Below are 22,548 nucleotides of genomic sequence, written 5' to 3'. Positions count from 1 at the left end.
TAATGTTATATACGTTGGCAAATTATAGTTGTGCCATCTTTAATATTGTTAGTGTCAATAGCCAAGTCAGGATCAATATATTCAGCTGAACTGAACCATTTTGGCTTTGTATAAAAGTACCATCCAAAGGGTTGATTCTTCTCATCCAAGAAATGTATTTGACTATTTGGATTTTTTACATTATAATCATTTATAAAATAATAAAACAACCTTCCATAATCAATAGCTCTTGGTGCTTTAACCTTAAAGTTGATGATTTGTTTGTCATCTGCTTTTTTCTGAAAAACTAAATTAAGAATAATTATGTTTCTCATTTCAGAGATTTTCGGACTTGGATATCTGTCATTCATAGGGTAAAACCATCTTTTGTGAAGTTTTACAGGAATTGAAATTGAATATTCAAATAACTGGTAGCATAGTAAGGGTAAAATAAAGAATAATAAAGTGCTTAATAAGTAAGCAAAATATTGACCCTCATCAAAATACTTAGTAATTACAATTAAAAATCCTGCGATAAAAAACATTGTGCATATTGTAACTACAACTTCTTGCCAAAACTTTTTAGCTTCAAACTTTTTAAAAACATCATAAAACACTTTTAAATGTACAATTCCCGCAACTGTCATATATACTTGCAAGGATATAAATCGTTGGTTTAAAGAAGTACCCTTTAAATTATATAGAATTAGTGAGAATATGATATAAACTACTACCTGAATTAATACATATAAGAAAAATTTCTTTTTCTCTTGTCTTAGTTTGGGTACTTTAGAGCCAATAAGCATAAACAATACATATCCGAAAGCTAATATTAGCAATAGATATAATAGTTGTTCTCCTCCATTTATTTGATTTAAATATTTTCTCATTTATAATATTGTTGATATGCCTAATCTAGATTTAAATTTTTGGTCATCGATTGAAAATTTTTGATCTTTTTTCTTTAAAAGAACCTCAAAAGTATACTGTACATGAAAGGGTAAAAATAAATTAAAAAAACTATTTAAAAAAGAATGCATTGTTTGATTTTCAAAGTAACTATTTAAATTATTAGAGTTTTTTAAGGGTCCAATAATAAAATTATATTTTTTCAAATAAATTTCTTGATTGCTTTCTAACGTTGTATTTATTCCCATGATGAAATCTTTTTCAACTTCATTAACATCACTTACATTTTCTAATTTGATATTACTAGAAGTAAAAGTAACTTTTTCTTCAATAATTTCTTCTAAAATTAAAATAATTTCTTCAATGTTTTGATTTGCATTTTCCTTCTGTTGGAGTAGAGCATAAAACATCTTAACAACTAAAGTGTCAGGAATGTTTTTTTCAAAAACTAAAATGGATTTAATAATATCTACAAGACCATTAGCTCTTAGGTTTAAAAAAAAATCGGATTCATTTTTTTCAATAGCATGTCTGAATCTAAAAAGTTCATTTTCTATAGGATTAAAAAAATGTCTGGCTTCTTTTTCTTCTTTTTTTCGGATTTTAAATTCTTCAACCGGATTCGTAGTAGAACCGGATTGTCTAAAATTGTGTGAGAAACTTTCAGGTAGAACATCATAAAAGCCATCTCTACTAACATCAATGTTTAATACATCAGAATTGTTAGAGTCTAAAGAAATGTTCATTCTGTCTTTACTGAATTTTCTAAAAAACAAACCATTTGGCCTAATCACAACATTGAAATCATCAACTATGTTGTTTTCAAATAATGCCTCAAGAATAAGTTCGGTTTTCAAATCAAAAGAAGTTAAATGCCTTTGATTTTGTATAATTTTTTTTTCTTCTGACATAATTATTTAGGGTTTTTTTAAGCGACCCGAAACTACATAAAACTTTTTCCAATAAGTGCTGTTTAAGTCTGATATGGATACTCCACCAGATAAATTTGCATTAAAAAACTTATTGTTTTTTAAATAAATTCCAACATGTGATATAATTTTTTCATCGGTTATTCTAAAAAAAACCAAATCTCCTTCTCTTAAATGCTTTCTTGATTTAAACTGCTCTATGTTTTTGTCAAAACCCATTTCGGCAGCCGTTCTCGGTAGGTTGTAATTATAAACTTTACTAAATAAACGTTGCATAAGCGCTGAGCAATCAATGCCTGATTTAGTTTCGCCACCATAAACATAATTAGTTCCTTCCCATTCTTTTAGAAATTTATATAATTTTCCATCAAGAATTTCTTCTTTTTTAACGCCAATTTTATTTGCGAAATACACCTTGTCTTCTTCTGATAGCGGTTCATATATAACATAATCATTCACATTACCAGCTGGTTCTTGATAAACCGTATCTTCATTAAAAAATGACGATTTCTTTTGTGAACCACAGCTCAATAATGAAAGGCTAAAGAATAATAGGAATATGTTTTTTGTTTTAAGCATAAAAAAGTATTCATTAATCAAATACAATAGTAGGAATTTTAATTTAAAATTGCAAGGGTTTGGCTATAAAATTGCAAGTCGTTTTTGTGCTTTTGAGCTTGTTTTTTTAAGTAGATAATAAAGTTAATTAAAAATAGTTTTAATTAAAATCGTTATGTTTTTAAAAGAAAATTCATATTTTTGAAAAAAGTTATCTTGCCCGCTTATACATTTATTAAAACATCCCTAAATGTTTATTTTAGAACAGTTTAAAAAATATTTTGATTTAAAAGTTTTACTTCTATTTGCATCAATTTTAATGCTTTCTATCATTGCTATTTTATTTAAATATACCAATGATGAGGAATGTGAGATAAATGATTTTAATATTGAAGCCGACTCATTTGTAGTAGGTGATTTAATAATTTTTTCAGAAAATTCTAAAAACGCTAACTCTTGGCGATGGTATTTTGGCGATAGTACGCAAATTTCATTCAGATCTAAAGTAGCTCATTCTTTTGAAAACGAAGGAGAATATATAGTTAAGCTAATTGTAAATAATAAGTGCAAGATAGAAAAGCTTGTAAAAATCCTTCCACGAACTTATAGTGTCAATAAAAGATTAATGCCAAAATTTAATTTACCTTCACATATATTGGAGGGTGAAACATTGAATTTTAAAGACAATACGGAAGGATCAAAATCATGGGAATGGCGTTTTGGTGAAAGTAATAAAATAGATTCTTTTGACAAGAATGCTTCTTATGCATATTCAATTCCAGGAAAAAAAACAGTTTCTTTAGTCGTAAATGGTGATTATAAACATGTTGCCATAAAAGAGATTTTTGTTATTCCTAAAAAAGAGGTAAAAGAAAAAAGAGAAAAATATAAAAGTGATGTTCCATGGAATCCTTTTCAAAACGTTCAAGATGCTCCGACAGAAGAGCCAGAGAAAGAACCGATAAAAAAAGTTGTAAGAGGTCCAGAAATAAAAGATACAGATAATGATAGATTAATTGAAATATTAAAATTAGTTCGTGAGGACAAAATTACATATGACAATTTTTTAAAATACTTCTGTGTATATAATTTACCTGTTGTAGTTTATAAAGACGCGGAAACTTCTTCAGTGAAAGATTTTTATTATGCTGTAAAGAAAAATAATGTAAAAATTAAAGAAGTAAAAATCAGTAAAGATGCTGATGACTGTATAAGAGTTATTACAATTACAGATAAAAAATATAAATCTGTTTTTTAATTTATGCCAAAAGGCCAAATAAATTCTCTAAATTTTTAATTCACGAAAAGGTTATAGTTGGTAAAACATCTTTTTATTTGAATTTGAATTATAATTATGGAATATTTTTTTACTATTTTTGCCTTTCAATATGATTTTAAGAATTTAATATATGAGAACAATACAATTCAGAGAAGCTATTTGCGAAGCAATGAGCGAAGAAATGCGTAGAGACGAATCTGTTTATTTAATGGGTGAAGAAGTCGCTGAATATAATGGAGCTTATAAGGCTTCAAAAGGAATGCTAGATGAATTTGGACCAAAACGTGTTATTGACACTCCAATTGCTGAACTAGGTTTTGCCGGTATAGCTGTTGGTTCTGCAATGAACGGTTGTCGTCCAATTGTTGAATACATGACGTTTAACTTCTCGTTAGTTGGTATTGATCAAATTATTAATAATGCAGCAAAAATGCGTCAAATGTCAGCAGGACAATTCCCTATGCCAATGGTTTTTAGAGGACCAACTGCTTCTGCAGGTCAATTAGGAGCAACTCACTCACAAGCTTTTGAAAACTGGTTTGCAAATACTCCTGGTTTAAAAGTTGTAGTGCCTTCAAATGTTTATGATGCTAAAGGATTATTAAAAGCTGCCATTCGTGATAATGACCCAGTTATTTTCATGGAATCTGAACAAATGTATGGTGATAAAGGTGAAGTTCCAGAAGGAGATTACACTATTCCAATAGGAGTTGCTGATATTAAAAGAGAAGGAACCGATGTTACTATAGTTACTTTTGGAAAAATTATTAAAGAAGCATTTACTGCTGCGGATGAATTAGCAAAAGAAGGAATTTCATGTGAAATTATCGACTTAAGAACAGTTCGTCCAATGGATTATGATACAATTATTAATTCCGTAAAAAAAACAAATAGATTAGTAGTTTTAGAAGAAGCATGGCCATTTGCTAGTGTAGCTTCAGAAATTACATACATGGTGCAAGAAAGGGCTTTCGATTATTTAGATGCTCCTATTCAAAGAATCACTACAGCAGATACACCAGCACCATATTCGCCAACTTTGTTAAAAGAATGGTTGCCAAATGCTGAAGATGTAATTAAAGCTGTAAAGAAAGTTACATATAAATAAAAATAATCTTTATATATTTGAAACTTCATCAGGACAAACTGATGAAGTTTTTTGTTTAAATCTGTTCCAATGAAATATAAATTAGTATATCTATTGTTATTTATAACATCTGCACTTTTTGCTCAAACAAAAGTGGGTGGAAAAGTTGTAGATGAGTATAATCAGCCAGTAGCTTTTGCTAATGTTATTTTTAAAAACTCTAAAGAAGGAGTTATTACAGATGAAAATGGAAGCTTTTATTTTGAATCAAAAGAGAATTATTCTACTTTAATTATTTCTTTTATTGGATATGAGTCTGTTGAAATCCCATTAAAATCAGGGTTAACAAGCAACATTAAAGCTGTTTTAAGAGAAGGTGTCACGTTGAGAGATGTTGTAGTTTATTCAGGAAAAACTTCAAAGAAAGATAATCCAGCCATAGATATTTTGAGGAAAATTTGGGAACGTAGAAGAAAAAACGGACTTCAAATGTTTGATCAATATCAATATGATAAATATGAAAAAGTAGAATTTGACATGAATTCTATCGACAGTACTTTTATGGCAAACAAAGTGTTCAAAGGGTTAGAGTTTGTTTTTGAGCAAATGGATACTTCTCGAATAACAGGAAAAGCATTTTTGCCTATTTTTATTAATGAAGAGCTAAGTGAAGTTTATGGTGATAATGTAAACAATAGAAAAAAAGAAGTTCTCAAAGCTAATAAAAATTCAGGTTTAGGAAGTAGTAATGGTGTAAATGCTTTCATCAAAGATTTATATGCAAATTATGACATCTATAACAACTACTTAAAATTCTTCGACAAAGATTTTGTTAGTCCACTTTCTAGAACTGGAATTAATGTTTATAATTATGTTCTAAGTGATAGTACTTTTATTGATAACAAATGGTGTTACAACATTGTATATTATCCAAGAAGAAAAGGCGAGTTAACTTTTAAAGGTGATTTTTGGGTAAACGATACAACTTGGGCAATCAAAAAAATAAACTTAGAAGCAAATAAAAGTGCCAATATAAATTGGGTAAAAGAAATTTATATTGAACAAGAATTTGATGTATTAAACGACTCCGTTTTCTTGTTGAAAAGAGATCATATGATGTCCGATTTTAGTTTTTCTAAGAAAGAAGAGTCTAAAGGTGTTTACGGTAAACGAACAACTCTTTATAAAAACCATAAATTTAATATTCCAAAAGAAAATGATTTTTATAAAGAAGAAGTGAATTATTATGATAAAAAAGCGTTCAATCAAACCGATGAGTTTTGGGCAGAAAACAGGTTTGAAGAATTAAACGATAATGAATCCGGAATATATAATTTACTGGACACTTTAATGACAGTTCCTAAATTTAAGAGGGTTTATGATTTAGTCACTATTTTAGGAAGTGGTTATGTGCAAGTTGGAAACATAGATATCGGACCAATATTTTCTACTTTTGGATATAATGATGTAGAAGGACAACGTTTGCGTTTTGGGGGAAGAACTTACTTTGGAACAAATGATCCATGGCGAATTCAAGCCTACACAGCCTATGGATTTAAAGATAATAAATTTAAATACGGAGTTTCCGGTAAATGGTTAGTAAACAAAAGAAATAGATTAATTCTTTCTGCAGGAAACAGAAGAGATGTTGAGCAAATAGGAGTAAGTTTGACTACTTCAAATGATGTTTTAGGACGAAGTTTTGCCTCATCATCGTTTTTCTCAAGTGGAACAAACAATAAACTAACAAATGTTAATTTAACAAATGTAGGAATTGCAATTGAACCCGTTAAAAATCTAGTTTTACAAACAAATTTTTCTTATCGAACCCTTGAATCTGCTTCAAACGATTTTAGTTTAGATTATTTCACAGACAATACGTTTACAACAACAAAAGGAACTGTAAAACAATCCGAAATCAATATAGTTGGAGAATATACACCAAAAAGAAGAACCATTGGCTACGGTGTTGAAAGACAAGATGTAGATGATAATTATGCTCGATTATTTTTAAGTTTTAGCCACGGATTTAAAGGTGTATTAGATAGCGATTTTAACTATGAAAAAGTTCAGTTTTACTATAGACAACCTGTTTTAGTAGGAGGTTTTGGAAGGTTATTTACGACTTTAGAATTAGGAAAAACTTTCGGACAAGTACCTTTAGGATTAATGGGTGTTGTGCCAGGGAATCAATCTTATTTTGTAATCGACAATACTTATAATCTATTAAATTACTATGATTTTGTGGCAGATGAATATGCTTCATTGCATTTTGAACACCATTTTAATGGAAGATTGTTTTCAAGAATTCCTCTTTTGCAAAAATTAAATTGGAGAGAAATCGTGGGAATAAAAACAGTTTACGGAACAGTTTCAAACGAAAACCGACAAATAAACGCATCCGGATTAGCATATCAAGCACCAGACAAAGTGTATTGGGAATATCACGCTGGAATCGGAAATATTTTCAAAGTATTCCGTTTAGATTTCGCTTGGAGAGGAAATTATTTTGACCTTCCTGGTGCAAATAAATTTACAGTAAAAGGTTCATTCGGATTCTATTTCTAATTGTTTTTTTTGAAATTTGGAATTTTAACTGTTGGAATTTCTTTAATTTGGGTGTTCCCTTTCAGGTCGTGTCTTCCACTATATCTTTTTTGTTTTGAAAAACAAAAAAGGATGCCGTTCCAACCACTAACACAAACCTCGTATAATTTGAAAAATAGTATTTCATATTTACTAAACAAAGACAAAGTTTTTCAACAAATAATTGATTTATATGGAGAACCAATTATTTCAACTCGCCCACAAGGTTTTGAATCACTTTGTAAATTAATTATCGAACAACAAGTTTCCTTAGCCTCAGCAAAAGCTTGTTATTTAAAAATGGAATCTTTTTTAGGAGAAGTAACGCCACAAAACATTATAAATACTTCCGATGAAGAGTTAAGAAATAACGCTGTTTCCAAACAAAAAGCAATTTATTTAAAAGAACTTTCTAAAGCAATTATAAATAAGACGTTAGATTTAGAATCACTTTCACAAAAATCAGAAGAAGAGATAAAATTAGAATTAACAGCTATCAAAGGAATTGGCCATTGGACTGCTGAGGTTTATATCCTGTTTTGTCTTCAAAAAGAAGATGTTTTCCCTATTGGCGATATTGCACTTCAAAACACATTAAAAGAGTTATTTTCTGTAACCACAAAAGAAGAAATGATAATTTTATCAGAAAATTGGAAACCAAATCGATCTTTAGCAACCTATTTTTTTTGGCATTATTACTTAAAGAAAAGAAATAGAGAACCTCTAATTTACTGATAAACTAGATAATGTATATTTATTTTGCAATTTAGAGTAAAATAAAAGTATTTTTTTTCTTTTAAAAATGTTAGAATTTGTATTTTTGCAGTCCAAAAAATAAAAAGAAATGACAGTAGATAAAGTTACTACATTTGATGTGTTGATAGAAATTCCAAGGGGAAGTAGAAATAAATACGAATACGATTTTGATTTAAAAAGAATGCGTTTTGATAGAATGTTATTTTCTTCAATGATGTATCCTGCAGATTACGGATTTATTCCAGAAACGTTAGCATTAGATGGTGATCCATTAGATGTTTTAGTTTTAGTAACTGAACCAACTTTTCCAGGTTGTGTAATGGAAGTTAAACCAATTGGAGTTTTCCACATGGCAGATGAAAAAGGACCAGATGAAAAAGTAATCTGTGTGCCTGTTTCTGACCCAATTTGGAACCAATTAAATGATTTAAGTGATGTAAACCCACACTTAATAAAAGAAATAGAACATTTCTTTCAAGTTTATAAAGATTTGGAAAACAAACAAGTAGATGTAGAAGGTTGGGGAGATGTTACTGAAGCAAAAGAAATTTATATTAAATGCAAACAAAGATTTAATGAAATCGAAAACAAACCAGAAGGTCTATTTAGTATAGGTTAAATTTTAACATAATTTTATAAAAAAGGCAATATTAGTAGTAATATTGCCTTTTTTGTTTATTTTTGTTTGACTTTGAAAATAATAATGTATAAAAAATTAACTAAAATTTTATGGATTCAATAATGATTTATGTGCCAATAATCATGGCTATAATTGGGTTGCTTTTTATGATGTATAAAAGAGCTTGGGTTTTAAAACAAGATGCAGGAGATGGTAAAATGAAAGAAATTTCAGATTACATTTATGAAGGTGCTTTAGCTTTCTTAAAAGCAGAATATAGACTATTAACTTTCTTTGTAATTGGAGCAAGTATTGTTTTAGCCGTAGTTGCGTATTTTGTACCAACAACAAGTTACCTTATTATTATAGCATTTATTTTTGGAGCTATATTTTCTGCCTTTGCCGGAAATATGGGAATGAAAATTGCTACAAAAACTAACGTTCGTACAACACAAGCTGCTCGTACAAGTTTGCCACAAGCACTAAAAGTTTCTTTTGGTGGTGGAACAGTTATGGGATTAGGAGTTGCTGGTCTGGCAGTTCTTGGTTTAACAGCTTTCTTTATATTTTTCTTTCACTATTTTATGGGTGGGGTTTGGACATCAACTGAACAAATGACTATCGTTTTAGAAACATTAGCTGGGTTTTCTCTTGGAGCAGAATCTATTGCTTTGTTTGCACGTGTTGGTGGTGGTATTTATACTAAAGCTGCCGATGTTGGAGCAGATTTAGTAGGAAAAGTTGAAGCTGGAATTCCAGAAGATGATCCAAGAAATCCTGCTACAATTGCAGATAATGTTGGAGATAATGTTGGGGACGTTGCCGGAATGGGTGCCGATTTATTTGGTTCTTATGTAGCAACAGTTTTAGCGGCAATGGTTCTAGGTAACTATGTAATTAAAGATATGGGTGGAAGCATCGATGATGTTTTCGGTGGAATTGGTCCAATCTTATTGCCAATGGCAATTGCAGGTTTTGGAATCTTATTTTCTATCATTGGTACTTTATTAGTAAAAATTAATAATGATGATGCAAAAGAACCACAAGTTCAAAAAGCATTAAATATAGGAAACTGGGTTTCTATTGCTTTAACTGCTATTTCATGTTTTATTTTGGTGAAATATATGTTGCCAGAAACTATGGATATGAATTTCTTTGGGGAAGGATTAAAAGAAATTTCTTCAATGAGAGTATTCTATGCTTCATTAATTGGTTTATTTGTTGGTGGAGCTATTTCATCAGTAACAGAATATTACACAGGATTAGGTACAAAACCAGTTATGGCAATTGTACAAAAATCTTCAACGGGTGCAGGAACAAATGTAATTGCAGGTTTAGCAACAGGAATGATTTCTACTTTTCCAACAGTTTTATTGTTTGCAGCTGCCATATGGTCAACTTATGCTTTAGCAGGATTTTATGGTGTTGCTTTAGCAGCTTCAGCAATGATGGCAACAACAGCAATGCAATTAGCAATTGATGCCTTTGGGCCAATAGCAGATAATGCTGGTGGAATCGCTGAAATGAGTGAATTACCAAAAGAAGTAAGAACAAGAACAGATATTTTAGATTCAGTAGGAAATACTACAGCAGCAACAGGAAAAGGTTTCGCAATCGCTTCGGCAGCCTTAACTTCGTTAGCTTTATTTGCTGCTTATGTGACTTTTACAGGAATTGACGGAATTAATATTTTCAAAGCTCCAGTATTAGCCATGTTGTTTGTTGGTGGAATGATTCCTGTAGTTTTCTCAGCATTAGCAATGAATTCAGTTGGAAAAGCAGCTATGGACATGGTATATGAAGTTCGTCGTCAGTTCAAAGAAATTCCAGGAATTATGGAAGGAACTGGAAAACCAGAATACGGGAAATGTGTTGAAATTTCTACAAAAGCAGCTTTACGCGAAATGATGTTGCCAGGAATTTTAACTATCGGTTTCCCAATTGCAATTGTATTAATAGGAGTTTTAATTTATCCAGAGAATAATCAATTAGTAGCTGAAATGTTAGGTGGTTATATGGCTGGAGTTACTGTTTCAGGTGTACTTTGGGCTGTGTTTCAAAATAATGCAGGTGGAGCTTGGGATAATGCAAAAAAATCTTTTGAAGCTGGTGTAGAAATTAACGGTGAAATCACATTTAAAGGTTCAGACGCTCACAAAGCAGCTGTGACTGGAGACACGGTTGGAGATCCATTTAAAGATACTTCTGGACCATCAATGAATATCTTAATTAAATTAACGTGTTTAATTGGTTTAGTAATTGCTCCAATTTTAGGAGGAGAGGCGCATACTGTAACAAATAAAGCTGCAATGTCTTGTTGTGCTAATATGGGTGAATGTGCTTCTATGTCTAAAGAAGAATGTATGGAAAAAGGATGTACAAGCAAAACTTGTAAATTCATGAATCAAAATATGAATCAAGAAGTTTCTAAAAGAGTAATCGTTGAAAAAACTAAGATTAATGATGAAAACGTTCAAGCAAGTGTAAAAGTGATTTCGACAGTAGACGGAAATGAAACTGTAGAAGAATTTAACTTTGAAGGAAACGAAGAAGAAGTTGATAAAGAAATAAGAGCGATAAAATAAATAGTTCTTCAATAAAATAAAAATGCCTTTCAAGTAATTGAAAGGCATTTTTTTATGCTGAAAATTTAAAGTCTGAAAATCCAGTTTCTAAACATGTTTTCCTTTTTCCCAACCTGTTTTTCCTAAATATTGTTCGGCACTTTCAACAGCACCATCTTCAATAGTTGTTCCCATCGAATCATTCCAACGGTTTAAATATCCAAAAAGAGAAATAACCCCAAGCATTTCAACGATTTCTCCTTCGTTCCAATGTTTGTATAAATCAGTTTTGATTGTTTCATCAACAGCATTAGGAATTAAAGAAGAAGCTAATGCAAAATTTAATGCAGCTCTTTCAGCATCAGAAAACGCAGGATGTGTTTTATATTCCCAAATATTATCTAATTGCTCTTGGTTTGCCCCATATCGTTCAGCTGCACGAATGGTGTGTGCTTGACAATATCTACAACCAGCAGCATTACTTGTAACCCATCCAATCATTCTTTTTAAGGCAGAAGTCACGCGACCTTGATTTTCCATAACTGCTTTATTCAAATTAATAAAAGCTTTTGAAATGGCTGGTCGGTGTTGCATAGTTAAAACCGAATTAGGACAAAACCCTAAAGTTTCATTAAAAAAAGCAGCTAACTCTTGTGTTTCTTTATCGTGATCAGGTGAAAGTGGTGTTACTAATGGCATATTTGTGTTTTAAATTTATACTATAAAAAAACCTCAATTAAGAGGTTTCGTTTGGACTAAAATAATCCGTTTATTTCTGCATTAATTCTGTTGACAATTTCTCCTAAATCTTCTGGATTGTTTACATAATCCATGTTGTCAACATCAATAATTAATAATTTTCCTTTGTCGTATTTATGAATCCACGCTTCGTAACGTTCATTCAATCGACTTAAATAATCAATTGATATTGTGTTTTCATATTCTCTTCCTCTCTTGTGAATTTGGTTTACTAAATTAGGAATAGAGCTTCTCAAATAAATTAATAAATCAGGTGGTCCAACTAAACCTTCCATTAAATCAAATAATGAACTGTAATTGTTGAAATCTCTATTAGTCATTAATCCCATTGCATGAAGATTGGGTGCGAAAATATGTGCATCTTCATAAATGGTTCTATCTTGAATGATTTTTTTTCCGCTTTCACGAATTTGTAATACTTGACGAAAACGACTATTTAAGAAGTATATCTGCAAATTAAAGCTCCAACGTTCCATTTGGTGATAAAAATCATCTAAATACGGATTGTCAACAACATCTTCATAATGAGGTTCCCACTTAAATTGCTTGGCTAATAACTTGGTTAAAGTTGTTTTACCTGCTCCAATATTTCCTGCTATAGCTACATGCATTATGGTAAATCTATTTTATAATTAATAATTTGATTGTCTGTAAAAATAGATAAAATTCCGTTGGTATAGAAAAAATTGGTGAAGCTTTTTTTATTTAAATCAATTTTTTGTCCTAAAGGCTTGTTACTATTGAAGTAAAGTAATTCATTATTTAATTTGATAATATAGTTGGTTTCATCTATAACTTGAATTGTATCATAATCAGGAATATTTCCCAATGTTTTTATCTTTCCAAAAATTGAAATACTATAAAGTGTATTAGATTCATTAATCCAATAAAAATAATTATAATCACTATGATAATCTTTTATTTTTTCAGTAATTGGTGTTGAAATTATTTTAATTGTATTAGTTTTGAAATTATACAAACTAATCTTTTGTAAAAAACCATCATATAGCCAAACCTGATTTTGACTAGCTAATCCAAAGGCTTCAATTTTAATAGGAGTTTCAAACCTATTTGCATTGATTTGCTGGGTTTCATTTAATTGATTGTCCAATAAAACTAGTGAATTAAAATCTTCATAAAAAACGACAACTTGTAAAGGATTGGTAATGCAAATGCCTTTTATTTTTCCCAAAGACAAGTTTTGATATTCGTATTCTTGACTACTATTTCTTTTTTTGATAACGTTTTTAAAAGAAAAATAATCATTTTTTAAATTGTCTTTTCCAATATAATTATCAGTTTTTACTTCTAAGGAATCTATTAGTATTGGTTTGATTACTTCTTGCGTCCACATAGGAATACATGAAAATAGTATAATCAAAAAAACAACTTTTTTTATTTTTTTCATTTCAATTAAACCTTTTTGAAAATTTAAAGTCTAAAGATAGGTTTTTAACAGAACATTTTGATTTTTAGATGTAACAAAATTCGCATTTAGAAGTCTAAACTATAGGAAATTATTTAAAAATAAATTTAACACAAGAATATTCCCTTTCATAAGTGTAATTAATAGAAAACTATATAAAAATGAAAAATACAATTTTAACTGCATTGTTTTTAGTAACAACTTTCATGCAAGCGCAAGAATTTCAGGGTTTGGCTGTTTATGAGTCAAAAACAAGTACAGCAGAAATGATGAAAAATTTTGGAGGTAACAGAGAAATTACGCCAGACATGAAAGCAAATATTGAAGAAAGAATGAAAAAAATGTTTGAAAAGACTTTTGTTTTAAACTTTGATAAATCAGCTTCAATCTATAAAGAGGAAGAAAAATTAGATGCACCAGGGCAAAATGGTGGTGGTGGAAGAATGATGTCTTCCATGATGGGTGGAGGCGGAACTCAATATAAAAATGTTAAAGAAAAAATGTACTCAGTTGACAAAGAATTTTTTGGAAAAGAATTTCTAATTAAAGACAGTTTGCCAAGTTATAAATGGCAAATGACTGCCGAAACTAAAAAAATTGGTGAGTATACTTGTTATAAAGCAACTGCGGTTATAGCTACAGATGCTACAGATTTTAGAAACTTTAGAATGCGTGGAGATGATAAAGATAAAGCGAAAGAAGAAAAAGAAAAAGAAAAAGCAGCTAAAGCAAAGGATTCTACAGATGCAAATAAGAAAACCAACTTTATGGAAGATATTGAGCAAATTAAAGAGAAAACTATAATAGCTTGGTATGCACCTGAAATTCCTATTAACCAAGGGCCAGATAAATACTGGGGTTTACCTGGATTAATTCTAGAAGTTAATGACGGAACTACAATTTTATTGTGCTCAAAAATTGCTTTAAACGTAAAAGAGAAAGCAGACATAAAAGCTCCTAAAACAGGAAAAGTTGTATCGCAAAAAGAGTACGATGATACGGTTACCAAGAAAATGGAAGAAATGAGAGAGATGTACCGCGGTCAAGGTGGTGGAAGAGGAAGAGGATTTTAACAAATAAAATAAATAAATCTATCAAATGAAAAACTTATTAATTGTACTTTTTTCTTTCATTATCACTAATGTTTTGTCACAGAATTTTCAAGGAATTGCTTATTATTCTTCACAAACTCAAATAAAAGATTTTAATATTAGTGGTGAAGGAATTACTCCAGACATTAAAGAAAAAATGATGGAGAAAATGAAAAAAGCATTTGAGAAAAATTACATTCTAACCTTTACAAATTTTGAATCTGTTTATGCTGAAGAAGAAAAATTAGATGCGCCAAACCCTTCAGGTAATAGAATTTCAATGGGTTATTCGGGAGGAAATAATTCAAAATATTATAAAAATTTTAAAAACAAACAATTCATTAACAACAATGATATTTTTGGAAAAGAATTTTTAATAACAGATTCATTAGAGAAATTTGATTGGAAAATTACAGAAGAACAAAAGAAAATTGGTAATTATACTTGCAATAAAGCTCAAATTATAATTCCAGTTACAGAAGAAGATATTGAGGAATACGAAGAATTTAAGAAAAAACAAGAAGAGAATAAAACCAGTTTTATGACTATTAGTGAACCAAAAGACGAAATAATCGAAGCTTGGTACACAATGGAAATTCCAGTATCAAATGGACCGAGAGAATTTTGGGGTTTACCAGGATTAATTTTAGAATTACACGATGGAAATACAACGCTTTTATGTTCTAAAATTGTAATAAATCCAAAAGAGAAAATAGAAATAAAAGCTCCAAAAAACGGTAAAAAAGTAACTCAAAAAGAATTTAATAAAATTCAAGAAGACAAAATGAATAGCATGATGAATGAAAATGGTGCTATTGAAATAAAAATGAATTAATCAAACAAAAAAATACAAACTAAAATAAATTTGATGAAAAAATTACTTTTCATTTTGACAATGACACTTTCAATGAGTGCCATTTCTCAAAACATTCGATTTGAAGGTACAGTTAAAGACACAACTGGAGTGGCATTAGAAATGGCTAATGTTATGGCAATTAACAATACTACAAAAGCTATGGATGCCTATGCAATTACTAATGATGCTGGAAAATACCAACTTAACCTTAATGCCAATACGCCATATACTTTAAAGATTAGTTATATTGGTTATAATTCACAAGAAAAGCAAGTAACAACTACTGATAAAACTATGAATTACAACATAGTCTTAAAAGAAGGAAACATGCTAAAAGAAGTAGAATTAGTCTATGTAATGCCAGTTTCGATTTCTGGAGATACTATTATATATAATTCAGATTCTTTTACGAATGGTACTGAACGTAAGCTTGAAGATGTTTTAAAAAAATTACCAGGAGTAGAAGTTGATGCAGATGGGAATATTACGGTGGAAGGAAAATCAGTCCAAAAAGTAATGGTTGAAGGGAAAGATTTTTTTGATGGTGATACAAAAATTGCTACTAAAAACATTCCAGCAAATGCATTAGATAAAATTCAGGTTTTAAGAAATTATAACGAGGTTTCTAACTTAAAAGGGTTAGAAAATAACGAAGAAAACGTTGCTATAAACATAAAATTAAAAGAAGGGAAAAAGAACTTTTGGTTTGGAGATGTTACGGCTGGCGCTGGAGCATGGGATACAGAAGATCGCTATTTAATAAATCCCAAGTTGTTTTATTACAATCCGAAATTTAGTGTGAATGTAATAAGTAATTTCAATAATATTGGTGAATTGCCTTTAACCACAAGGGATTATTTCAAATTTACTGGAGGATTTAAAAATATGATGCGAAAAGGAGGTTCAAATTTCAACGTTTCTTCAAATGATCTAGGAATTGGAAACTTAAACAACAATCAAGCCTTAAATATTGATACAAAATTTGGAGCTGCTAATTTTAGTTATAATCCTTCAAAAGCTCTAACTTTTAGTGGTTTCGGAATCGTTTTAGGAAATAAAACAGCTACTAAAAATTTATCCATCACAGACAGACCAAATGAAAATGGTTTAGAAGATGAAACTAGAACAGATTTGTCAAATCAGACTACAACACAAACTTTATTGAAGTTAAGTACAAGTTATGTTCCTTCTGATAAATTGCATGTAGATTATGACGTTTTAGTAAAATTTTCTGACCAAGTTGAAAATCAAAATTCTAACTCAAATGTAATTGGAAATATTGATACCAATAAAAAACAAAATCCAGTTTCTTTAAATCAAAACTTCAATTACTATTATACATTAGATAGTAAAAACGTTTTAGCTTTTGAAACGCAACATTTATACCAAGAAGAAGATCCGTTTTATAATGCCATTTTAGCGAATAACCCTTTCCCAGTTTTAGTTTTTGATACGCAAATCCCAGATGTTTCACCATATAACATCAATCAAAACAGATTTATTAAAACCAATAAAATTGATTTAAAAGGGGATTATTATTATATGCTTACTCCAAAAAGTAATATTAATGTGACTATTGGAAACACGTATTCATATCAAAATTTTAATTCAGATATTTTTCAAATATTAGATAACCAATCGGTAAAAGAAGATATAAATACACTTTCTACAATTGACACAAAAAACCAAGTGAATTTTGCATTTAATGATACATTTGTTGGTCTGCATTATAAGTTCATTACAGGAAAATTTACATTTAATCCAGGATTTAGTGTTCACAATTACATCACAAAAGACACACAATTGGGCTCTTCAAATTCAATGAATTTTAATCGTATTCTGCCAGATTTTTATGTAAAATATGATATTAAAAAATCGGAAACTTTAACATACGAGTATAGTTTGCAAAATAATTTCACCGATATTACAAGACTTGCTGAGGGCTATATTTTTTCTAATTACAACAGTTTATTCAGTGGAAATCGTAATCTAGAAAATTCTTTATCACAAAGTCATACTATTCGATATTTTAAATATAACATGTTTAATTTCGAAAATATTTTTGCTAATTTAGCATATAATAAACAAGTTAATCCTATTAAGAACAAAGCTCTGTTAAATAGTGTTTTTCAAACTACATCTTCTGTTAATTTGCCTTCTAATTTTGCCGATGAAACAATTTTTGGTATATTTGGTTACGGTCGTTCTTTTTTAAAACACTACAAAGCATCTGTCGGTGGTAGTTTCAATTGGGGTAAATTCAACAACATTCGTGTTTTTCCATCTCAACCAGACCAAATTCAAACTACAGAATCATTTACACAAAGTTATAATGCAAAATTTTCTACTAATTTTAAAAATGCTCCAAACTTGTCTTTAGGTTATGTTTACACAATAAATGATAACTTTACAGATACTTTTTTTACAGATAGCCCTTCTGTTGGGTTAGAATACTTCTTTTTAAATGCTTTTTCGTTTGTTTCAGATTACACATATAATCACAATAGAAATAAAGCAAAAACCATAGATAACGAATTTGATTTCTTAAGTGCAAGTTTAATTTATCAGAAAAAAGACAGTAAATGGGAATATAAAATATCTGGAACAAATTTACTTAATACTGAAGCTTTAAACAACAACAGTTTTAATCAGTTAGCTGGTATAAGTAATTTTTCGAGCTATTTTGTGCAGCCAAAATTTATAATATTGAGTTTAAAGTATAATTTATAAATTAATAATTAAGGTCTTTTAAATAATATCATTTAAACATATTTAAAAGACCTAATTCATAAATTTATTGTGTTGACCTATTACAGTCTTTTCTGTTTTGTGAAGCTTGACTGAGTGCTTGAGTGTAATTTGCCCAGATAGTATCATAATACCATTGATTTGCGTTTGAAGGAGGATAAGTGGATAACCAATAATAAGCATAATCAGCGTTTGAAACCTCAAAAAGATAATTATCGTCACAGATTGGATTTTTGGGGATTAAATAATTTTTAATGTTTTGATTTTTATACAAAGGATTTACTGCAAATGCACTCGTGAAAATTAAGACAAATGATAAATTAAAAATTTTTTTCATAATTAAAGTTTTTATTAATTAATATTAATATACGAAGCTACAAAAATAAAAATTTACAACAAAATATATTTATTTTAAATATATCAAAGAAGATAGACAATGAATTCGATTTTTTAAGTGCAAGTTTAATTTATCAAAAGAAAGACAGCAAATGGGAATATAAATTAGCTGGAACAAATATTTTAAACACAGAATCTTTAAATACCAATAGTTTTAGTCAATTGGGAGGAATTAGTAATTTTTCGAGCTACTTTGTGCAACCAAGATATTTAATTTTAAGTTTGAAATATAATTTATAAATTCATTATCTAAATCCATAAAAAAACCTGATTCAAAATTTTAAATCAGGTTTTTTTTATGGATTTATAAGTCCATTATCTCACTCTTTTAGTGAAGCGGTCTTTCAACTCTCTTACAATTTAAAAGCGGCTTTTACTTTATCAACAAAATCTAATTTCTCCCAAGTAAATAATTCAACAGTAACTGTTTTTGGTTCACCATTAGGCAATTGAAAAGTTTTAGTTACAGTTTCTGGAGTTCTTCCCATATGACCATAAGCAGCCGTTTCACTATAAATTGGATTTCTTAATTTTAAACGTTGTTCAATAAAGTAAGGACGCATATCAAAAATAGCTTCAACTTTTTTACTAATTTCTCCATCAGTCATTTTAACTTTTGAAGTTCCGTATGTATTAACATTTATTGATGTTGGTTTTGCAACACCAATTGCATAAGACACCTGAACTAAAATTTCGTCACATAAACCAGCAGCAACTAAATTTTTAGCAATATGTCTTGTTGCATAAGCAGCAGAACGGTCAACTTTACTTGGATCTTTTCCAGAAAAAGCACCACCACCATGAGCTCCTTTTCCACCATAAGTATCAACGATAATTTTTCTTCCTGTTAAGCCAGTATCACCATGAGGTCCACCAATTACAAAAACTCCAGTTGGGTTAATGTGATACGTAATATCATCATTAAATAAATGAGCGTATTGAGGATATTTAGCTTTAATTCTTGGAATTAAAATTGAAACTAAATCACTTTTAATTTTTACCAACATTTCATCATTGGCAGCATCTTTATCTGCTCTTGAACTTGATTTTGGTTTAACAAAGTCATCATGTTGTGTAGAGATAACGATAGCATCAATTCTAACAGGTTTGTTGTCGTCAGAGTATTCTAAAGTAACCTGTGATTTCGCATCTGGTCGTAAATAAGTAATCTCAGAATTTTCTCTTCTTAAATTAGCCAACTCAATTAATAAAGCATGAGATAAATCTAATGCTAAAGGCATGTAATTCTCAGTTTCATTAGTTGCGTAACCAAACATCATTCCTTGGTCACCAGCACCTTGTTCTTCTTTATTAGCTCTATCAACTCCTTGATTAATATCAGAAGATTGTTCGTGAATAGCAGAAAGCACACCACAAGAGTCAGCTTCAAACATGTATTCACTTTTTGTATATCCGATTTTTCGGATTACTTCTCTTGCAATTTGCTGAACATCGAGATAGGTGTTCGACTTTACTTCACCAGCCAAAATTACTTGACCAGTTGTTACTAAAGTTTCACAAGCTACTTTCGATTCTGGATCAAATGCCAAGAAATTATCAATTAATGCATCACTAATTTGATCCGCTACTTTGTCTGGATGTCCTTCACTAACAGATTCAGACGTAAATAAATATGCCATATTATAAAATTTTAATTATTTTAATATGGAAAATTTTAAAAGATATGTTCGCGTCAAATACTAAAGGAGAGTTTCTGCTTTAGCATTTTTTTAACGAGGTTGCAATCAGTCAAATTTTTCCTCTAATTTTAGTTTGGCAAAGATAGAAATGTTTTATATAATAGAACAGATAATTTGTTAAAAAAGGTTTAAAATGTTATTTATGTAACTAAATTCCTTATTTTTGATTTATATATTAATTCATCAAAAATTTTACATTATGAAAAAAACTTTACTTTTAGGTTTAGCACTTTTAGGTGTTAACGCAACAAATTTTGCTCAAACAACATTGTTTGAGGATTCTTTCGATACTTATGCAGATTTTGCTATTACAGGTGTTGGAAATTGGACTCTTATTGATGTTGACTTAAAAACCACTTACGGTTTTACAGGTGTAACATTTCCTAATTCAGGAGTTGCAAAATCTTTTCAGGTTTTTAATGCAACTACAACTGTAGCTCCATTAGCACCAACAGCAACAAGTAATTGGACTGCAAGAACTGGTAATAAACACATGGTATGTTTTGCAGCAGCTAGTCCAGCTCCATTATTAAATAATGATTGGTTAATATCTCCTCAAATAACTTTAGGTTCTTCAGGAAATGTTTTAACTTTTTGGGCAAAAGCTTGTGATTCTGGTTTTGGTGCTGAAAAGTTTAAAGTCGGTATTTCTTCTGGAAACACTACTGCAAATATTACTTTGTTATCTGCGGGTACAATTACTATTCCGTCAAATATAAATTGGGTTCAATATACTTACACTGTACCAGCATCTTTTGATGGGCAAGCAGTTTATTTTTCAATTAATTGTGTATCAGACGATCAATTTGGTTTTGCAGTAGATGATTTTAAAGTAACAACAACCGCTGTTGCAAGTACTCAATCATTCTTTGCAAATAATTTCTCTATTTACCCAAATCCAGCAAACAACGTTTTAAACTTATCTGTTAAAAACGGTTTATCAGTGAATGAAATCACTATGGTTGATATTAATGGAAGAACAGTAAAAACAATTAACAATGCATTTGATTCTGAAATGGAAATTAATGTTTCGGATTTAACTTCTGGTGTTTATATGTTAAATGTTAAAACTGATGAAGGTGTTGCAACATCTAAATTCGTAAAAAACTAACAATTTTCTAATAATATTTTATAAAAGGTCAGAATTAGTTCTGACCTTTTTTTTATGTATTAAAATAGTACAAAAAGAAAATAAAACTATTTGTCGACTAAAAAGAAGATAAAATTCCTTAAATTTAAAAATAAAGTTAAAGTTTTTAGAAAATAAATCTTTATTTGATATTTGATAATACCTTTGTAATGTAAATAGAATAAAAAATGAATTTAATTATTTGTAATACTTGTTGTAAGATGTGGAAATTTCCTCAGAGGACTTCTATTGCATAATTTTAAATTTTTAAAATATATCAAATGAAACCTCTGCTATCTGTAGAGGTTTTTTGTTTTAAAAGAATTTGATTAAATCGATTAGTATGAAAAGTAAAAATATAAGTCAAGTATTGTTTGATAAAAATAAGGCCGAACAAACTGTACCAATTATTAAAAAGAAAATTGAAAATTGGTTAGAGGATTTATTTGCATGGCTATTTTACGGACACGGACAATGTGAAACAATTCAAATGTTTCAACATAAGGAAAATGAATTGAACCAAGAGTTACAATTTTTTTTGTCTCAAGTTGGTTATATAAATGAAGATGAATTGGCAGATTCTTTTTTTGAAGATTTATTAAACATTCATCAAGATTTATTAGCTGATTTGGATGCAATCCTTGAATTTGATCCAGCGGCAAAATCAAAAGATGAGGTTTTGTTAGCTTATCCAGGTTTTTTTGCGATTGCGATTTATAGAATGGCAAATAATCTTTGGAATAAAAAAGTGCCAGTTTTACCAAGAGTAATTTCAGAATACGCTCATGGAAAAACAGGTATAGATATCCATCCTGGAGCAACTATTGGAAAACGTTTTTTTATTGATCACGGAACCGGAATTGTAATTGGGGAAACTGCTATAATAGGTAATAAAGTTAAAATTTATCAAGGAGTAACTTTAGGGGCTTTAAGTGTAAGTAAAGATAAAGCAGAAGTGAAAAGACATCCAACAATAGAAGATAATGTAATCATTTATGCCAATGCAACTATTTTAGGAGGAAATACAATTGTTGGAAGAGATTCAGTAATTGGAGGAAATGTTTGGATTACGGATTCAATTCCATCAAAAACATTAGTCTATCATAAGAGTGAAATAAGTGTAAGGTCCAAGAATAATTTTCCTGAACCAATCAATTTTAGTATATAATTAATTAAA

19 protein-coding genes are annotated in these 22,548 nt (G+C 29.6%); 11 read left to right on the top strand and 8 right to left on the bottom strand.

Annotated elements, in window-relative coordinates; genetic code table 11:
- Positions 1 to 5: 5 nt before the first annotated feature.
- From G507_RS0110040 to G507_RS16815, 3 genes are read right to left on the bottom strand one after another with little or no spacing between them, the layout of a single operon-like run.
- Positions 6 to 869 carry a TssN family type VI secretion system protein gene (locus G507_RS0110040; protein WP_026717348.1) on the bottom strand — a complete coding sequence of 288 codons (864 nt, stop codon included), beginning with the start codon at positions 867 to 869 and terminating at the stop codon, positions 6 to 8.
- Positions 870 to 1,799 carry a hypothetical protein gene (locus G507_RS0110035; RefSeq protein ID WP_026717347.1) on the bottom strand — a complete coding sequence of 310 codons (930 nt, stop codon included), beginning with the start codon at positions 1,797 to 1,799 and terminating at the stop codon, positions 870 to 872. It abuts the gene before it with no gap.
- A gap of 6 nt (positions 1,800 to 1,805) precedes the next feature.
- Complete coding sequence (locus tag G507_RS16815; RefSeq protein ID WP_051191598.1) at positions 1,806 to 2,396, bottom strand: C40 family peptidase; 591 nt, start codon at positions 2,394 to 2,396, stop codon at positions 1,806 to 1,808.
- 229 nt (positions 2,397 to 2,625) lie between these two features.
- Here G507_RS16815 and G507_RS0110025 point away from each other — a divergent pair, with 229 nt between their 5' ends.
- From G507_RS0110025 to G507_RS0109995, 6 genes are all read left to right on the top strand, one after another.
- Positions 2,626 to 3,633: a PKD domain-containing protein gene (locus G507_RS0110025; protein ID WP_026717346.1), complete on the top strand. Its 1,008-nt coding sequence runs from the start codon at positions 2,626 to 2,628 to the stop codon at positions 3,631 to 3,633.
- A 151-nt stretch (positions 3,634 to 3,784) separates the two neighbouring features.
- Entirely contained in the window at positions 3,785 to 4,762 is a 978-nt protein-coding gene (locus G507_RS0110020) for a pyruvate dehydrogenase complex E1 component subunit beta (RefSeq protein ID WP_026717345.1), read from the top strand.
- A 69-nt stretch (positions 4,763 to 4,831) separates the two neighbouring features.
- Positions 4,832 to 7,309, top strand: coding sequence for a DUF5686 and carboxypeptidase-like regulatory domain-containing protein (locus tag G507_RS0110015; RefSeq protein ID WP_026717344.1), 2,478 nt, complete (start codon positions 4,832 to 4,834; stop codon positions 7,307 to 7,309).
- 147 nt (positions 7,310 to 7,456) lie between these two features.
- Positions 7,457 to 8,062: a DNA-3-methyladenine glycosylase family protein gene (locus G507_RS0110005; protein WP_026717342.1), complete on the top strand. Its 606-nt coding sequence runs from the start codon at positions 7,457 to 7,459 to the stop codon at positions 8,060 to 8,062.
- Positions 8,063 to 8,171: 109 nt separating this feature from the next.
- Positions 8,172 to 8,702 (top strand): inorganic diphosphatase, encoded by a 531-nt coding sequence (locus G507_RS0110000; RefSeq protein WP_026717341.1) that lies wholly within the window; start codon positions 8,172 to 8,174, stop codon positions 8,700 to 8,702.
- A gap of 110 nt (positions 8,703 to 8,812) precedes the next feature.
- The gene (locus G507_RS0109995) at positions 8,813 to 11,287 is read left to right on the top strand and encodes a sodium-translocating pyrophosphatase (protein ID WP_026717340.1); all 2,475 of its coding nucleotides are present in this window, start codon (positions 8,813 to 8,815) and stop codon (positions 11,285 to 11,287) included.
- An 87-nt stretch (positions 11,288 to 11,374) separates the two neighbouring features.
- On the opposite strand, the gene G507_RS0109990 is transcribed toward G507_RS0109995, so the two are convergent.
- Genes G507_RS0109990 through G507_RS0109980 form a run of 3 tightly spaced genes read right to left on the bottom strand, consistent with a single transcriptional unit; the run spans position 11,375 to position 13,433 of the window.
- Positions 11,375 to 11,965 (bottom strand): carboxymuconolactone decarboxylase family protein, encoded by a 591-nt coding sequence (locus G507_RS0109990; RefSeq protein ID WP_026717339.1) that lies wholly within the window; start codon positions 11,963 to 11,965, stop codon positions 11,375 to 11,377.
- Between the two features lie 56 nt (positions 11,966 to 12,021).
- Positions 12,022 to 12,636 (bottom strand): deoxynucleoside kinase, encoded by a 615-nt coding sequence (locus G507_RS0109985; protein WP_026717338.1) that lies wholly within the window; start codon positions 12,634 to 12,636, stop codon positions 12,022 to 12,024.
- On the bottom strand, positions 12,636 to 13,433 hold the full coding sequence (locus G507_RS0109980; RefSeq protein WP_026717337.1) for a hypothetical protein: 798 nt from the start codon (positions 13,431 to 13,433) through the stop codon (positions 12,636 to 12,638). Before G507_RS0109980 ends, G507_RS0109985 begins: the two co-directional genes overlap by 1 nt.
- Before the next feature lie 179 nt (positions 13,434 to 13,612).
- Here G507_RS0109980 and G507_RS0109975 point away from each other — a divergent pair, with 179 nt between their 5' ends.
- The 3 genes from G507_RS0109975 to G507_RS0109965 are packed head-to-tail and all read left to right on the top strand — an operon-like array spanning position 13,613 to position 18,128.
- Entirely contained in the window at positions 13,613 to 14,524 is a 912-nt protein-coding gene (locus G507_RS0109975) for a GLPGLI family protein (RefSeq protein WP_026717336.1), read from the top strand.
- Positions 14,525 to 14,549: 25 nt separating this feature from the next.
- Positions 14,550 to 15,377 (top strand): GLPGLI family protein, encoded by an 828-nt coding sequence (locus G507_RS0109970; RefSeq protein WP_026717335.1) that lies wholly within the window; start codon positions 14,550 to 14,552, stop codon positions 15,375 to 15,377.
- A gap of 33 nt (positions 15,378 to 15,410) precedes the next feature.
- Entirely contained in the window at positions 15,411 to 18,128 is a 2,718-nt protein-coding gene (locus G507_RS0109965) for a carboxypeptidase regulatory-like domain-containing protein (RefSeq protein ID WP_026717334.1), read from the top strand.
- A 64-nt stretch (positions 18,129 to 18,192) separates the two neighbouring features.
- Here G507_RS0109965 and G507_RS0109960 read toward each other — a convergent pair whose 3' ends face one another.
- Positions 18,193 to 18,483 (bottom strand): hypothetical protein, encoded by a 291-nt coding sequence (locus G507_RS0109960; protein ID WP_026717333.1) that lies wholly within the window; start codon positions 18,481 to 18,483, stop codon positions 18,193 to 18,195.
- 412 nt (positions 18,484 to 18,895) lie between these two features.
- Positions 18,896 to 20,182: a methionine adenosyltransferase gene (gene metK, locus G507_RS0109955; protein WP_026717332.1), complete on the bottom strand. Its 1,287-nt coding sequence runs from the start codon at positions 20,180 to 20,182 to the stop codon at positions 18,896 to 18,898.
- A 259-nt stretch (positions 20,183 to 20,441) separates the two neighbouring features.
- Between metK and G507_RS0109950 the strand changes: the two genes are divergently transcribed.
- Together G507_RS0109950 and epsC are read left to right on the top strand one after the other, a co-directional pair.
- Positions 20,442 to 21,353 (top strand): T9SS-dependent choice-of-anchor J family protein, encoded by a 912-nt coding sequence (locus G507_RS0109950; protein WP_026717331.1) that lies wholly within the window; start codon positions 20,442 to 20,444, stop codon positions 21,351 to 21,353.
- 361 nt (positions 21,354 to 21,714) lie between these two features.
- Positions 21,715 to 22,539, top strand: a complete 825-nt coding sequence (gene epsC, locus G507_RS0109945; RefSeq protein ID WP_026717330.1) for a serine O-acetyltransferase EpsC — start codon at positions 21,715 to 21,717, stop codon at positions 22,537 to 22,539.
- The last annotated feature ends 9 nt before the right edge of the window (positions 22,540 to 22,548 follow it).

This window comes from Flavobacterium gelidilacus DSM 15343, from assembly GCF_000422685.1.
GTDB lineage: Bacteria > Bacteroidota > Bacteroidia > Flavobacteriales > Flavobacteriaceae > Flavobacterium > Flavobacterium gelidilacus.
Note: the sequence above shows the minus strand (reverse complement) of the source record. Positions and strands in the feature narration are given on the sequence as shown.